We start from the raw sequence: 15477 nt of genomic DNA on the forward strand, positions 1-15477 counted from the left end.
CGTCCAAATCCGCTACGGGAGATCAAAACAATGGACCTGCTTTATATCGCCGGCATCATCGCCTTCTGGGCTTTATGCGCGGCTCTGACCATCGGTTGCGACAAGCTGCGTCGCGCTCCAGGAGGCCGCCCATGACCACCTGGATGCTGGTGCTGGCCGGTGCCTCGACACTGCTCTTGTTCGTGTACCTCGTGTACGCATTGCTGCGTGCGGAGGATCTGGAATGAACGCCAATAACGTGTTTCAAGCGGGCCTTTACATTGTCGTACTGATCGCGCTCGCGGTTCCCATCGGCCGGTACATAACCGGCGTGCTCGACGGTTCGTCCGTAGTGGTTCGCCGCATCGGCCGCCCGATCGAGTCAGTGTTGTACAAGCTGGCCGGCGTAGACGATAAAGCCGAAATGTCGTGGAAGCATTACGCCTTTGCCGTCCTCGCATTCAACGCGCTCGGCGCGCTCGTGGTGTTCGGATTCCTTCGTCTGCAGCAATGGTTGCCGTCGAACCCGCAAGGCTTCGGTCCGATGACCTCCGACGGCGCGTTCAATACTGCGGTCAGCTTCGTGACCAACACGAACTGGCAGGATTACACGCCTGAAGCGACCGCGAGTTATCTGTCGCAGATGGTCGGCTTGTCGGTGCAGAACTTCTTGTCCGCCGCAACGGGTATTGCTGTCGTGGTTGCGCTGATTCGCGGCTTCGCGCGTCACACGGCGACCACCATCGGCAACTTCTGGGTCGACCTGACGCGTATCACGCTCTACATCCTCGCGCCGATGGCAACCGTCATCGCGCTGGTGTTCGTGAGCCAGGGCGTGATCCAGAACTTCGAAGCGTACAAAGATGTCGGCACGCTGCAGACCACGACATACCAGACGCCAAAGACGGACGCGCAAGGCAACCCGGTAAAGGACGCCAAGGGCAATGCCGTGATGGTCGACAACAAGGCCGACAAGCAGACGCTTGCAATGGGCCCGGTCGCTTCGCAGGAAGCGATCAAGATGCTTGGCACGAACGGCGGCGGTTTCTTCAATGCCAACTCAGCGCATCCGTATGAAAACCCGACGCCGTTTTCGAACTTCGTCCAGATGGTTTCCATGCTGATCATTCCTGCGTCGCTGTGCGTGGTGTTCGGAAGGATGGTCGGCGACAGGCGCCAGGGCTACGCGATTCTTGCCGCGATGACCATTGCCTTCGCAATTGCATGCTGGGGTGAAATCTCGTTCGAGCAAGCGGGCAATCCGCTGTTTGCATCGCTGCATGTCGATCAGAGCGCGTCGCCTTTACAGGCAGGTGGTAACGCCGAGGGCAAGGAAACACGCTTCGGTATTGCGCAGTCGGGCATTTTCACCGTTGCGACGACGGCGGCTTCGTGCGGCGCCGTGAACAACACGCACGACTCGCTGACGCCCATGGGCGGCTTCGTTCCAATGCTGCTGATTCAGCTCGGCGAAGTGATCTTCGGCGGCGTGGGTTCGGGCCTGTACGGCATGCTCGTCTTCGCAATGCTTGCGGTATTCGTCGCGGGCCTGATGATCGGGCGCACGCCTGAATACATCGGCAAGAAGATCGAGTCGTACGAGATGAAGATGGTCGCGATCGTGGTGCTGCTGACGCCGTTCCTGGTGTTGCTCGGCACGTCGATGGGCGTGCTGACGGCCGCGGGCACGGCGGGTATCTCGAACCCGGGACCGCATGGCTTCTCCGAAGTGCTCTACGCCTATAGCTCGGCCGCGAACAATAACGGCAGCGCGTTTGCGGGCCTCACGGTCAGCACGCCGTTCTACAACATCACGACCGGCATTGCGATGTGGTTCGGCCGCTTCGGTTCGATCATTCCGGTGCTTGCCATTGCAGGTGCGCTTGCTGCCAAGAAACGTATCGCGACGACTGCCGGCAGCCTGCCGACGCACGGTCCGCTGTTCGTCGTGTTGCTGCTCGGCACGGTGGTGCTGGTGGGCGCGCTGACGTATGTGCCGGCGCTTGCGCTGGGTCCGATCGTCGAGCATCTGATGATGCTCTCGGGCAAATAAGCGGTCACTGATACAGAGGAAAGTATGAACACAATTGTCAAACCGCCAGTGAAGACGCCTAACAAGGCGCCGGAGAAAAATCCGGAGCCAACGGGAAATTCACGCTCGGCTGCGCGTTCCATGTTCGACCCGGCCATTGTCATGCCGGCGATCGCCGACTCGTTCAGGAAGCTCGACCCGCGCACGCAATTACGCAATCCGGTGATGTTCTGCGTGTATGTGGGCAGTATCCTGACCACGGTCCTTTGGGTGGCCGCTTTGTCGGGCCAGGCCGAGGCGCCCGCGGGTTTCATCCTCGCGGTGTCGCTGTGGCTGTGGTTCACGGTGCTGTTCGCGAACTTCGCCGAAGCGCTGGCTGAAGGCCGTTCGAAGGCGCAGGCTGCATCGCTGCGCAGCGCGAAGCGCGACGTCATGGCGAAGAAGCTGGACAAGCCCGATCACAAGGGTGCAATCCAGATCACGACCGCGACAGAACTGCGCAAGGGCGATGTCGTACTGGTGGAGACGGGTGACGTGATCCCTGCCGACGGTGAAGTGGTGGATGGCGTTGCTTCTGTCGACGAGTCCGCCATTACCGGCGAATCGGCGCCCGTTATCCGCGAGTCGGGCGGCGACTTCACGGCAGTGACGGGCGGTACGCGCGTGTTGTCGGACTGGATCGTGGTGCGAGTGACGGTCAATCCGGGCGAGGCGTTCCTTGACCGCATGATCGCGATGGTCGAAGGTGCGAAGCGCCAGAAGACGCCCAACGAAATCGCGTTGACGATCCTGCTGGTCGCGTTGAGCCTCGTGCTGCTGTTTGCGACCGCGACGCTGCTGCCGTTCTCGATGTTCTCGGTCGGCGCCATGAAAGCGGGACACGTGGTGACGATTACTGCGCTTGCCGCGCTGCTCGTGTGCCTGATACCGACGACCATCGGCGGGTTGCTTTCTGCCATTGGCGTGGCCGGCATGAGCCGCATGATGCAGGCGAACGTGATCGCAACGTCCGGACGTGCCGTGGAAGCCGCCGGTGACGTGGATGTGCTGTTGCTCGACAAGACCGGCACGATCACGCTGGGCAATCGTCAGGCATCGAGTTTCGTCCCCGCCCCCGGTCTCTCCGAACAGGACCTGGCCGATGCCGCACAACTTGCATCGCTTGCCGATGAAACGCCGGAGGGCCGCAGCATCGTGGTGCTCGCCAAACAGCGTTTCAACATCCGTCAGCGCGAGATGGCGACGCTGCACGCGACCTTCCTGAACTTCACCGCGCAGACGCGCATGAGCGGTGTCGACTTGCCGGATCGCGAGATTCGCAAGGGCGCGGCCGTAGCGGTCAAGACGTACGTGGAGCGCAATGGCGGCCGCTATCCGCAGGAAGTATCGAATGCGGTCGATGAAATTGCGCGCCGCGGCAGCACGCCGCTGGTCGTCGCCGAACGCAGCGACAACGGCGCGCGTGTCCTTGGTGTGATCGAACTGAAGGACATCGTAAAGGGTGGCATCAAGGAGCGTTTTGCCGAACTGCGCAAGATGGGGATCAAGACCGTGATGGTCACGGGCGACAACCGCCTGACGGCCGCCGCTATTGCAGCGGAAGCGGGCGTGGACGACTTCCTGGCAGAAGCGACGCCGGAAGCCAAGCTCGCCACTATCCGCAGCTACCAGGCCGAAGGCCGTCTTGTCGCGATGACCGGCGACGGCACCAACGACGCACCGGCGCTTGCCCAGGCCGACGTTGCCGTGGCGATGAACACCGGCACTCAGGCGGCGAAGGAAGCCGGGAACATGGTCGATCTCGACTCGAACCCGACCAAGCTGATCGAGATCGTGGAGATCGGCAAGCAGATGCTCATGACGCGCGGCTCACTCACCACGTTCTCGATTGCGAACGACGTGGCCAAGTACTTTGCCATCATCCCGGCTGCGTTTGCGTCCACGTACCCGCAATTGCGCGTGCTCGACGTGATGCATCTGAGCTCGCCGTCGTCGGCGATCCTGTCGGCAGTGATCTTCAACGCGCTGATCATCGTAGTGCTGATTCCGCTTGCATTGAAGGGCGTGAAGTACCGGCCGCTCGGCGCAGCGTCGCTGTTGCGCCGCAACCTGCTCGTGTACGGTCTCGGCGGCATCTTGCTGCCGTTCCCGTTCATCAAGGTCATCGACATGATTTTGACGGCGTTTGGCTGGGCCTGAACTTGCGGGTGAGCGGCCGGTTTTGCAATCGCTTGCTTCCGGCCGCTCCGAACCTCGTATTTTTAACTGGATAGTTCATCATGAAAAACATCATTCGTCCTGTGATCGTGTTGTTCGCGGCGTTGACCATTGTGACCGGGCTCGTATATCCGGTCGTCGTCACCGCCGTGGCTCACGCTGCGTTTCCGGGTCAGTCGAACGGCAGTGTGATCGAGAAGAACGGCAAACCGATCGGCTCTGAACTCATCGGCCAGCAGTTCGATGCACCCGGTTATTTCTGGGGCCGTCTCTCGGCAACATCGCCGAATCCGTATAACCCGACTGCATCGGGCGGCTCGAATCTCGGCCCGACCAATCCCGCGCTCGCCGATGAAGTCAAAGGCCGCATCAGCGCGTTGCACGATGCCGATCCCGCCAATACGGCCCCGGTTCCCGTCGATCTCGTGACCTCGTCGGGCAGCGGTCTCGATCCTGAGATCAGCCCCGCTGCGGCCGCATACCAGATTGACCGCGTCGCGAAGGCGCGCAAGCTCTCGCATAACGATGTCGATGCACTCGTTCAACGCGCGACCAGCGGCCGTCAATTCGGGATCCTCGGCGAAGCGCGTGTGAACGTGTTGAAGCTGAACCTCGCGCTTGACGAACTGAAGCCCGCAAGCTGATGGACCGTCCCGACCCCGACGAGCTGCTCGACAAGATCCAGCGCGACGAAGAGAAGAAACAGCGCGGCAAGCTGAAGATTTTCTTCGGTGCATCGGCTGGTGTCGGGAAGACCTATGCGATGTTGCAAGCCGGGCGCCGGCGCCGCGACGAGGGTATCGATACCGTTGTCGGTATTGTGGAGACGCATGGCAGGAAGGAGACGCTCGCGCTCGTCGAGGGGCTCGAAGCCGTACCGCTGACCACGTATGAATATCGTGGACATCAGTTGCCCGAGTTCGACCTCGACGGCGCGCTCGCAAGAAAGCCGCAACTGATTCTCGTCGATGAACTCGCGCACTCGAATGTGCAGGGCGCGCGGCATCTGAAGCGCTGGCAGGATGTGTACGAGCTGCTCGATGCCGGCATCGACGTGTACACCACGGTCAACGTGCAGCACCTGGAAAGTCTCAACGATATCGTCGGGCAGATCACCGGCGTTCGCGTGTGGGAGACCGTGCCGGATCGCGTATTCGATCTCGCCGATGAAGTCACGCTAGTCGACTTGCCGGCCGAAGAGCTGCTCGACCGGTTGAGGGACGGCAAGGTGTACTTGCCGCAACAAGCCGCCAATGCGGTCAGGAATTTTTTCCGCAAGGGCAATCTGATTGCGCTGCGCGAACTCGCGCTGCGGCGTACCGCGGACCGGGTGGACGCGCAGATGCGAGAGTACCGCGCGGATCAGTCGATCAGCCGGATCTGGCAGGCGCGCGAGCGGTTGATCGCGTGCATTGGTCCGGGTCCCGAAAGCGCCGCGCTGGTCCGCTCTGCCGCGCGCCTGGCCGCAAGCCTGAAGGCCGACTGGCTTGCTGTATATGTCGAGACGCCCAAGCTTCAACGTCTGCCCGACGTATGGCGCAAGCGTACGCTCGACGCACTCAAGCTCGCGTCCGAACTGGGCGCCGAGACGGTCACGCTCGACGGCACGGATGCGGCCGCGACGCTGGTTGCGTACGCGCGCATGCGCAATGTATCGAAGATCGTGGCGGGCGCCTCCGATGCCCCTACATGGCGGCGCGTCTTCGATCAGCCCGTTGCGGAATCGATTGTCCGGTTCGCCAACGATATCGATGTGACCCTGGTCGGCGCGGGCGCGGCGAAACAAGCGGGCGAGCAGGGTGAGCGCATGCCGAGGTTCTCGGGCGTCTTGAACGAAGACCGCTCGCCGCCCAATGCGTATTTCCATACGGTTGCAGTCGGAGTCGGTATTACAGCGGTGGCACGGCTGTTGTCGCATCACATCGATCTGACGAACCTTGTGATGTTGTATCTGCTCGGTGTGGTCTATGCCGCTGTTCGGCTGGGGCGCGGCCCGGGTGTGCTGCTCTCGTTCCTGAGCGTCGCCGCATTCGATTTCTTTTTTGTTCCGCCGGAGATGTCTTTCGCGGTATCGGACACGCAGTATTTGCTGACGTTCTTTGTGATGCTGCTCACATCACTGACAATCAGCCAACTCACGTCTAACCTGCGCCGTCAGGCGCGGGTTGCGTCATTACGCGAGCGCCGCACCGGCGCCATGTATGCGATGACGCGCGAACTTGGCGGCGCGTTGATGACGGAGCAGATCATCGAAATAGGATCGCGGCATGTGGGCGAGATTTTCCAGGCCAAGGTCGCGGTCCTTCTCCCGGACAGCACGGAGAAGGTCCGGCAGAAGATGGACGATCCCGACCCGCAAGTGACGCTCGATGCGTCCGGGCTCGACCTGGACATTGCGCAATGGGTGTACGACCAGCAGAAGCCGGCGGGACGCGGCACGGATACGTTGCCTGCAAGCCATGCGCTGTATCTGCCGCTGAAGGCGCCAATGCGTACGCGTGGCGTCCTCGCGCTGATCACCGCAAACCCGGAAGAACTCGCGGTGCCCGAGCAGCAACGCATGATCGATACCTTCGCTTCGCAAATCGCGCTGGCGCTGGAACGCGTGCATTACGTCGAGATCGCGCAGGACGCATTGGTGAACATGGAGTCGGAGCGCATGCGCAACTCGCTTTTGTCGGCCATCTCGCACGATTTGCGCACGCCGCTTACTTCGATTGTCGGCTTTGCATCCATGCTTGAAGAACAGCGCCGCGCGCCCGATGCCGCCTCCGACAACTCCCGCGAGCTGGTTCATGCAATTCATGAAGAGGCGCTGCGCATGAGCGGGCTTGTGACCAACCTGCTGGATATGGCGCGCCTGCAGGCGGGAAGCATACGGCTCAATCGCCAGTGGCTCATGCTCGAAGAAGTGGTCGGTGCAGCGCTCGCGGTGTGCCGCCGAACGCTTGCGGGACATCCTGTGCAAGTGCGTGTGCCCGCGGATCTTCCGCTGATACAACTCGACGCGGTTCTGATGGAACGCCTGCTCGCCAACCTGTTCGAGAACGCGGCCAAATACACGCAGGCCGGAGCGGGCCTCTTCATCAAGGCGGCGGTCGAAGACCATGACGGCGAGCGCTTCGTGAGGGTGTGCGTGGATGACGACGGACCCGGCTTGCCCTCGGGCATCCAGCCGATTCTCTTCGATAAATTCACGCGCGGCGAAAAGGAGTCGGCCAAGCCGGGAATCGGTCTGGGTCTCGCGATTTGCCGCGCGATAGTCGAAGCGCATGGAGGAAAGATCGGCGCTGAAAACCGCCGGGGCGCTGACGGAAACGTGCTGGGCGCGCGTTTCTGGTTCACGTTGCCGGCAAGCGGAACGCCGCCCTTCGAAGCCCTTCCCGATGAAAGCAGTGCCGAGCCGCCAGATGTTGCATCGAACGCGGACCGCCCATGAGCGAGCCCACGTTGACCGTCGTCGTGATCGAGGACGACAAGCAGATTCGCCGGTTCGTACGCACGACGCTGGAAGCGCAAGGCATGAATGTGTTCGAAGCGGAAACCGGGCAACAGGGCTTGCGAGAAGCGGCCTTTCGTTTGCCGGACCTGATCGTGGTCGATCTGGGTTTGCCGGATACTGATGGCATCGATGTCATCCGGGAGTTACGCACTTGGACCGAGCAACCTGTGATCGTGCTGTCGGCGCGAACCCATGAGGACGCAAAGGTCGCGGCGCTCGACGCCGGCGCGGACGATTACCTCACGAAACCCTTTGGCGTGTCCGAGCTTCTTGCGCGCATCCGCGCGCAGTTGCGGCGGCGAAATCGTGGTGGCCAGCAGGAAACGCCGCAGGTGCGCTTTGACACGGTCACGGTGGATCTGTCGGAAAGACGGGTCACGCGCGATGGTGCGCAGATACATCTCACGCCCATCGAATATCGGTTGTTGACAACGCTGGCCCGCCACGCCGGCCGCGTGATTACGCATCAGCAGTTGCTGCGGGAAGTGTGGGGACCTGCATATGTGGAGAACCAGCATTACCTGCGCGTTTATATGGGGCATCTCAGGCACAAGCTGGAAGCCGATCCCACGCAACCCCTGCATATCTTGACCGAGACCGGCGTTGGCTACAGGCTGGCAGGGACGCAATAGTGAATCGCTGACTTTGACGCGTTATTGATAGCGGATGCCACACTTTTATCCTGATCGACACGTCAAGCAGCGTAGCCTTCGTGAACTCTCATCACAAGACTCCGCAATGCATTCACTTCGAGCATTGAAAGCGCGCGCCAAAGGCTACGCGCAGCGCGTGGCTTTTCATATGCGTCAGTTCTCGGCGAGCCTGCATGAGTCGAGGGATGAGTCGACCAAGGCGCCTTGAGATGATTTTTACGCATAGGGGCGTGGATTTTCCAAAGTATTGACGTCGCGCCTGCTTTAATTAAATTGCATCAAGCTGTTTGCCCCCGGGCCTAAGCCCGCTGCAAATGAATACACCAGAACAACCAAGAGTGCACAACCGTGTTGAAGCTTCATACCGCGATGCGTATCAGGGGAACGGCCAAGGTCATTTGTGTGGCGATCGTCGCAAACCAGGTGATGACCTCCGCATTTGCTTATGTCGTAAGCCAGCTCGACCCGAACACGCCGACCTTCGTCACGACTATTTTCAGCTTCGTTACTTGCGGGCTGGTAAGCATGTGGCTGCAGGGCGATGCCCGGCGCGCATATTTGCGCGCTCGGGAGCAAGGATGCATTACGCCGGTCAGCAAGACTAATCCGGCGCTCAAGATTTCGCCGGACTGCCCCAAGCCCTGGCTAGTGATTCTGCATATAGAAATGAATCCGGCAGCAGTAGGTTTGTAGATTGCCTGCTTAGGCGTCGGCTCACTTGTTGCTGCCCGCGCCTGTTCCGTACAGACCGTTGTTAAAGCCACCGGCGCCTTCGGTCTTATGATGCTTGCCGGCAGTCATGCCTCGCCCGTTCCCGGTAGCGTCCTTCGATTGCGGCTTGAGCGACTCGTGTACGGTGGATGTGGACGCGTCAGGCGAGGTTCCGGCCGCCGACGTCCGGTTATCTTGCGACGAGCTCCCGTTTCCTTGCGAAATCTGCGCTAGGCTGTACGTGCTGAACGCAAGCAACAAGCTCCCTAGCAAAACCGCTGTCGAATGCGGAAGCAGACGCTTGCGGAATTGATTGTATTTATTTAGGGACAATACCTGTTTTTCAGTTTGATGAGCCATGAGCGCGCGAGTGAGTTAAATGAATATGGGCGGACGCATGAACGATGCCTGATCATTACCAACAAGTATCAACACATTACTTAGTGATTACGTCAAGGCCCGTATTTTGGTTTCTCTGCGGATATTTAAGACGTTCGCAGGTCCACCCGGCAAAGCTTTGCGCGAACCTTTCTGCGAAATTCAGCCCGCGACTTTATAATCCACCCCGGTCCCCCATAAAGTCCGAGGCGCACGATGTTACAAATGTCCCGGCGACAGTTCCTGAAAGTTTCCGCAAGCACGCTTGCCGGATCGAGCCTGGCCCTGATGGGTTTCTCGCCGGCACCCGCATTAGCGGAAGTCCGCCAGTACAAACTGTCGCGTACCACCGAAACCCGTAATACCTGCCCGTACTGCTCAGTCGGCTGTGGCATCCTGATGTACGGTCTCGGCGACAACGCCAAGAACGCCAAATCAAGCATTATTCATATCGAAGGCGATCCGGATCATCCGGTCAATCGCGGCACGCTGTGTCCCAAAGGCGCAAGTCTCATCGATTTCATTCATAGCCCGAGTCGTTTGAAGTACCCGGAATATCGCGCGGCGGGATCGAATGAATGGAAACGCATGTCGTGGGAGGACGCGCTCGACCGCATCGCCAAGCTGATGAAGGACGACCGCGACGCGAATTTTGTCGAGACCACGGAAGACGGCAAGAAGGTCAATCGATGGCTGACCACCGGCATGCTTGCAGCATCGGCCGGTAGCAATGAAGTTGGATATCTGACGCACAAGACCATTCGCAGTCTTGGCATGCTCGCATTCGACAATCAAGCACGTGTCTGACACGGCCCGACGGTGGCAGGTCTTGCCCCGACGTTTGGCCGTGGAGCGATGACGAACCATTGGGTCGACATCAAGAACGCGGATGTGATTCTGGTCATGGGCGGCAATGCAGCCGAGGCACACCCGTGCGGTTTCAAATGGGTCACCGAAGCCAAGGCGCATCGTAAGGCAAGGCTGATCGTGGTCGATCCGCGCTTCACGCGGACAGCATCGGTCGCGGATTATTACGCGCAAATTCGGACGGGATCGGACATTGTGTTCCTGGGCGGCGTGATCAATTACCTGCTGACCAACGACAAGATCCAGCACGAATACGTCAAGAATTACACGGACTTCCCGTTCATTGTCCGTGAGGACTTCGCGTTTTCGGACGGCCTGTATTCCGGCTATGACGCGGACAAGCACAGCTACGATAAAACGACCTGGGACTATGAACGCGGCGACGATGGATACGCCAGGATCGATCCCACGCTGCAGCATCCGCGCTGCGTGTACAACCTGATGAAGCAGCACTATTCGCGCTATACGCCCGAGCAGGTCGAGAAGATCTGCGGCACGCCGAAGGAGAAGTTCCTGAAGGTCTGCGAGATGCTGGCATCGACCGCGGTTCCGGGTCGCGCCGGTACGATCCTGTACGCGCTTGGCTGGACGCATCATTCCGTTGGCTCGCAAATCATCCGCACCGGCGCGATGGTGCAATTGCTGCTGGGTAATATCGGCATTGCAGGCGGCGGCATGAATGCGCTGCGTGGCCACTCGAACATCCAGGGGTTGACCGACCTCGGGTTGATGTCGAACTTGCTGCCGGGCTATATGACGTTGCCCATGGAAGGCGAGCAGGACTTCGATGATTACATCAAGAAGCGTGCAACCCAGCCCCTGCGTCCGAACCAGTTGAGCTACTGGCGCAACTATCGTGCGTTCCATGTGAGCTTCATGAAGTCGTGGTGGGGATCCAACGCGACCGCTGAAAACAACTTCGGCTTCGACTACCTGCCCAAGCTCGACAAGTCCTACGACATGCTGCAAGTGTTCGAGCTGATGAACCAGGGCAAGATGAACGGCTACATTGCGCAGGGGTTTAACCCGCTCGCGGCGGCGCCTAACAAGTCGAAGATCGGCGCGAGTCTCGCCAAGCTGAAGTGGCTCGTCATCATGGATCCCCTCGCTACTGAAACGTCCGAGTTCTGGAAGAACTTTGGCGAGTTCAACGACGTGGATGCATCGAAGATCCAGACTGAGGTGTTCCGCTTGCCGACCACGTGTTTCGCGGAGGAACGCGGTTCGCTGGTGAGTTCGAGCCGTGTGTTGCAGTGGCATTGGCAAGGCGCGGACGGCCCGGGTGAATCGAAGAGCGATCTCGAGATCATGTCGGGCCTGTGGCTGCGCATCAGGAAGGCGTACACGGAGCAGGGCGGCAAGTATCCTGATCCTATCGTCAACATGAGCTGGCCTTATTCGGATCCGGAAAGCCCGACGCCTGAAGAAATCGCAATGGAGTTCAACGGCAAGGCGCTCGACGACGTAACCGACGTCACCGATAAAACCAAGGTCCTCGCCAAGAAGGGCGAGCAGTTGTCGAGCTTCGCGCTGCTTCGCGACGACGGCAGCACGGCAAGCGGTTGCTGGATTTTCTGCGGAGCGTGGACGCAGGCCGGCAACCAGATGGGCCGCCGCGACAACTCGGACCCGACCGGTATCGGCAATACGTTGAACTGGGCGTGGGCATGGCCTGCGAACCGGCGCATCTTGTACAACCGTGCATCGTGCGATGTCAGCGGCAAGCCGTTCGACATGACCCGCAAGCTGATTGCGTGGAACGGCAAGGCGTGGGCTGGCGCGGATATCGCCGACTTCAAGGCGGACGAACCGCCCGAAAACGGCATGAATCCGTTCATCATGAATCCGGAGGGCGTTGCACGTTTCTTCTCGCGCGATGGCCTGGTGGAAGGGCCGTTCCCCGAGCACTACGAGCCGTTCGAAAATCCGCTAGGTTATAACCCCATGCACCCGGACAACAAGGCGGTCGTCAGCAATCCGGCGGCGCGCGTGTTCCCGGACGACCGGGCCGCGTTCGGTACGCACGAGAATTTCCCGCATACGGCCACTACGTACCGTCTGACCGAGCATTTCCACTACTGGACCAAGCACGCGCGCCTCAACGCGATCGTGCAGCCGCAACAGTTCGTGGAAATCGGCGAGGACCTGGCAAAGGAAGTGGGCGTGGTCGCGGGGGATCGCGTGAAGGTGTCGTCGAACCGCGGGCATATCGTGGCTGTCGCGGTCGTGACGAAGCGGATCAAACCCTTGATGATCGAAGGGAAGAAGGTACAAACAGTTGGATTGCCGCTGCATTGGGGCTTCAAGGGACTCACGAAGCCAGGCTATCTCGTCAATACGCTGACGCCTTCCGTGGGCGACGGGAATTCGCAAACACCGGAATTCAAGTCGTTTCTCGTCAAGGTCGAAAAGGCATAAGGAAAAGAGATGGCACTGCAATCACTGGATATCAAACGTCTTTCTGCCACGACGCTGCCGGAGCCGCAGGTTCGCGTTCCCGTTACGGGAACGGTTGCGAAGCTGATCGATGTATCGAAGTGCATCGGCTGCAAGGCGTGTCAGACGGCGTGCATGGAATGGAACGACTTGCGCGACGAAGTCGGCGACTCTATTGGCGTGTACGACAACCCGCGTGACCTGTCCGAGCATTCGTGGACGGTCATGCGGTTCTCGGAATACGAGAACACTGAAGGCGATCTCGAGTGGCTGATCCGCAAGGACGGCTGCATGCATTGCGAGGACCCGGGGTGTTTGAAGGCGTGTCCGTCGCCGGGGGCGATCGTTCAGTACACGAACGGCATCGTGGATTTTCACGAGGAGAACTGCATTGGCTGTGGCTACTGCGTGACGGGTTGCCCGTTCAACGTGCCGCGTATTTCGAAGCAGGATAATCGTGCTTACAAATGCACGCTCTGCTCGGATCGCGTTGCAGTTGGACAGGAACCGGCATGCGTGAAGACCTGCCCGACCGGCGCCATCATGTTCGGCACCAAAGAGGACATGAAGCAGCAGGCGGCGGATCGCGTGGTCGATTTGAAGGAGCGAGGTTTTGCCAACGCAGGGTTGTACGATCCTGCAGGGGTGGGCGGCACGCATGTCATGTACGTGCTCCATCACGCCGACAAAGCCAACCTCTATCACGGCTTGCCGCAGAATCCGAAGATCAGCGCGTTCGTGTCGCTGTGGAAGGGGTTGTCGAAACCGCTGGCGCTCGCCGGCATCGCGATGGCCGCGTTAGCGGGCTTCTTCCACTACACGCGGGTCGGGCCGAATGAGGTGTCGGAGGCGGAAGAAGCCGAAGCACAGCATGAAGCTGCTGAAGCCATTGAGGCACGCCGTTCACGGGAGGCATCCGATGAAACACGATAAAGACGCTGTTCTGCGCGACGTGAAGGGCAACGGGCTGATCCAGCGCTACACGCCGAATGAACGCACCAACCACTGGATCACCGCCATCACGTTCATCTTGCTGGCGCTGTCCGGACTTGCCATGTTTCATCCGGCCATGTCGTGGTTGTATGCGCTTTTGGGCGGCGGGCAATGGACGCGCATCCTGCATCCGTTCATTGGCTGCGTGATGTTTCTCTCGTTCCTGATCCTTGCATTGCGTTTCTGGCACCATAACTATCTGGACAAGAGTGACCTGCAGTGGATGCGTCAGATTGACGACGTCCTCAACAATCGCGAGGAAAAACTCCCTGCCATTGGCAAGTACAACGCCGGTCAGAAGCTGCTGTTCTTCACCATGGTCGCGTGCCTGCTGCTGCTTCTGGCAAGCGGCATCGTGATCTGGCGACGGTATTTCTCGTTTTATTTTCCGATCGAGATCATTCGCCTCGCTGCCGTCGTGCATGCTGCTGCAGCGTTCGTACTGATCGTCGGGATCGTGGTGCATATTTATGCGGCGTTGTGGATCAAGGGATCGATCGGAGCAGTGACGCGCGGCACCGTGACTTACGGCTGGGCGAAAAAGCATCACCCCAGATGGTTCAAGGAAATCATCGGCAAGTAAGTCCGATTGTTCAGCATCCGGTGTAACCGGGCCGCCGCCGTTCTTTGTCTTTGGAAAAACGCGGCGGCTCTTCAGTTTCAAGAGGTCGACAAACGTGGTTCAACGCATTCTGGAAGCGGGCGATATCGAATCGCTCGATCAATCCGCCATACCGCGCATTCGGACGCCCGAGCGCGCCACGGTATTTCTCGCGCGCGCAGCGCGTCTGCGGGCGCTTGCCGAACGCAGCAATCCGATCGCGGGATACCTTCGCCTGATGGCGGCGCTTGCCGACGCCCAGCATGACGTGATCCAGGATTTCAAGGCCCGGGCGCCGAGCGCGGCGTTGATTGCAAGCGCGCAGCAGCATTCCATGCCGTTGATTCCCGCGCTGTCCGGCGTGCGCGATCCTGCGTGGCAAGATGTGCTCGTTCGCCTGCTCGACAAACTCAAGGCCGCCGGTCCGCTGACGCCTGCTTTGGAGCAACTGATTGCGAAGCTCAAGTCGCTCGACTCCGCCACGCTCGAAACGCAAGCCGACGCCATTTTTGCGCAGCGCTTCGCCGAAGTCGATCCGGCGAGCGCACCGTTCATATCGGCGGCGCTGCAAGTAGTTTGGACGGACCTCGCGGCGGATATCGACAAACGGGATGTACCGTACATCGAAACGCTGGGCCTGTGCCCGGTGTGCGGATCGCATCCGGTCGCGAGCATGGTGCGCCTTGGCGGCGCGTACGAGAATTACCGCTTTCTTCAATGCGGCCTGTGCGCCACCGAATGGCACATGGTCCGCGCAAAATGTTCGAACTGCGATTCGACCAAAGGCATCGCCTATCACGCACTGGGAACACCGGATGCTGATACCGAAACGAAGGAAAGAGAATCGAAGAAAGCGCCGCTCAAAGCGGAGTCGTGCGACGAATGCCATACCTACCGAAAGATTGGCTTCCAGGACAAGGATTACGACTTCGAACCCTTCGCCGACGATCTAGCCAGCTTGACGCTGGATCTGCTGATGGGAGAGGAAGGCTACCGGCGGGCGTCACCGCATCCGTGGCTATGGCCGGAACAAGTCGACGATAAAACTGACCAGGCTGGCGAGTCCAATTGAAGAGGATCGGTTTGTGAGCGATGTAACGAGCGCCGA

General features: G+C 59.9%; 12 protein-coding genes. 11 read left to right on the forward strand and 1 reads right to left on the reverse strand.

The annotated features are described in order from the left end of the window. The first annotated feature begins 131 nt into the window (after positions 1-131). The 7 genes from ACRXB1_RS04945 (at position 132) to ACRXB1_RS04975 (ending at position 9076) form a co-directional block, all read left to right on the forward strand. Positions 132-227, forward strand: coding sequence for a potassium-transporting ATPase subunit F (locus tag ACRXB1_RS04945; RefSeq protein ID WP_056359778.1), 96 nt, complete (start codon positions 132-134; stop codon positions 225-227). Further along, positions 224-2032, forward strand: a complete 1809-nt coding sequence (gene kdpA, locus ACRXB1_RS04950) for a potassium-transporting ATPase subunit KdpA (RefSeq protein ID WP_449491312.1) — start codon at positions 224-226, stop codon at positions 2030-2032. Before ACRXB1_RS04945 ends, kdpA begins: the two co-directional genes overlap by 4 nt. 120 nt (positions 2033-2152) lie before the next feature. Next, positions 2153-4210, forward strand: coding sequence for a potassium-transporting ATPase subunit KdpB (gene kdpB, locus ACRXB1_RS04955; RefSeq protein WP_449491320.1), 2058 nt, complete (start codon positions 2153-2155; stop codon positions 4208-4210). An 80-nt stretch (positions 4211-4290) separates the two neighbouring features. Then, positions 4291-4872 (forward strand): potassium-transporting ATPase subunit KdpC, encoded by a 582-nt coding sequence (gene kdpC, locus ACRXB1_RS04960; RefSeq protein WP_062002240.1) that lies wholly within the window; start codon positions 4291-4293, stop codon positions 4870-4872. Then, the gene (locus ACRXB1_RS04965) at positions 4872-7667 is read left to right on the forward strand and encodes a DUF4118 domain-containing protein (protein WP_449491313.1); all 2796 of its coding nucleotides are present in this window, start codon (positions 4872-4874) and stop codon (positions 7665-7667) included. Before kdpC ends, ACRXB1_RS04965 begins: the two co-directional genes overlap by 1 nt. Further along, positions 7664-8362, forward strand: coding sequence for a two-component system response regulator KdpE (kdpE, locus tag ACRXB1_RS04970; protein ID WP_449491314.1), 699 nt, complete (start codon positions 7664-7666; stop codon positions 8360-8362). Before ACRXB1_RS04965 ends, kdpE begins: the two co-directional genes overlap by 4 nt. A gap of 369 nt (positions 8363-8731) precedes the next feature. Further along, on the forward strand, positions 8732-9076 hold the full coding sequence (locus ACRXB1_RS04975; RefSeq protein WP_231941475.1) for a hypothetical protein: 345 nt from the start codon (positions 8732-8734) through the stop codon (positions 9074-9076). 21 nt (positions 9077-9097) lie between these two features. Here ACRXB1_RS04975 and ACRXB1_RS04980 read toward each other — a convergent pair whose 3' ends face one another. Then, complete coding sequence (locus ACRXB1_RS04980) at positions 9098-9454, reverse strand: beta-xylosidase (protein ID WP_449491315.1); 357 nt, start codon at positions 9452-9454, stop codon at positions 9098-9100. A gap of 234 nt (positions 9455-9688) precedes the next feature. Here ACRXB1_RS04980 and fdnG point away from each other — a divergent pair, with 234 nt between their 5' ends. The 4 genes from fdnG (at position 9689) to fdhE (ending at position 15441) form a co-directional block, all read left to right on the forward strand. Next, positions 9689-12757, forward strand: a complete 3069-nt coding sequence (fdnG, locus tag ACRXB1_RS04985; protein WP_449491316.1) for a formate dehydrogenase-N subunit alpha — start codon at positions 9689-9691, stop codon at positions 12755-12757. Between the two features lie 9 nt (positions 12758-12766). Further along, complete coding sequence (gene fdxH, locus ACRXB1_RS04990) at positions 12767-13708, forward strand: formate dehydrogenase subunit beta (RefSeq protein WP_086383438.1); 942 nt, start codon at positions 12767-12769, stop codon at positions 13706-13708. Beyond that, a complete protein-coding gene (locus ACRXB1_RS04995; RefSeq protein WP_449491317.1) occupies positions 13695-14351 on the forward strand; it encodes a formate dehydrogenase subunit gamma in 657 nt (218 codons plus the stop codon). The genes fdxH and ACRXB1_RS04995 overlap by 14 nt, the downstream gene beginning before the upstream one ends. Before the next feature lie 94 nt (positions 14352-14445). Beyond that, positions 14446-15441 (forward strand): formate dehydrogenase accessory protein FdhE, encoded by a 996-nt coding sequence (gene fdhE / locus ACRXB1_RS05000; RefSeq protein ID WP_449491318.1) that lies wholly within the window; start codon positions 14446-14448, stop codon positions 15439-15441. Positions 15442-15477 lie beyond the last annotated feature (36 nt).

The sequence above is a fragment of the Caballeronia sp. M23-90 genome, from assembly GCF_053574605.1.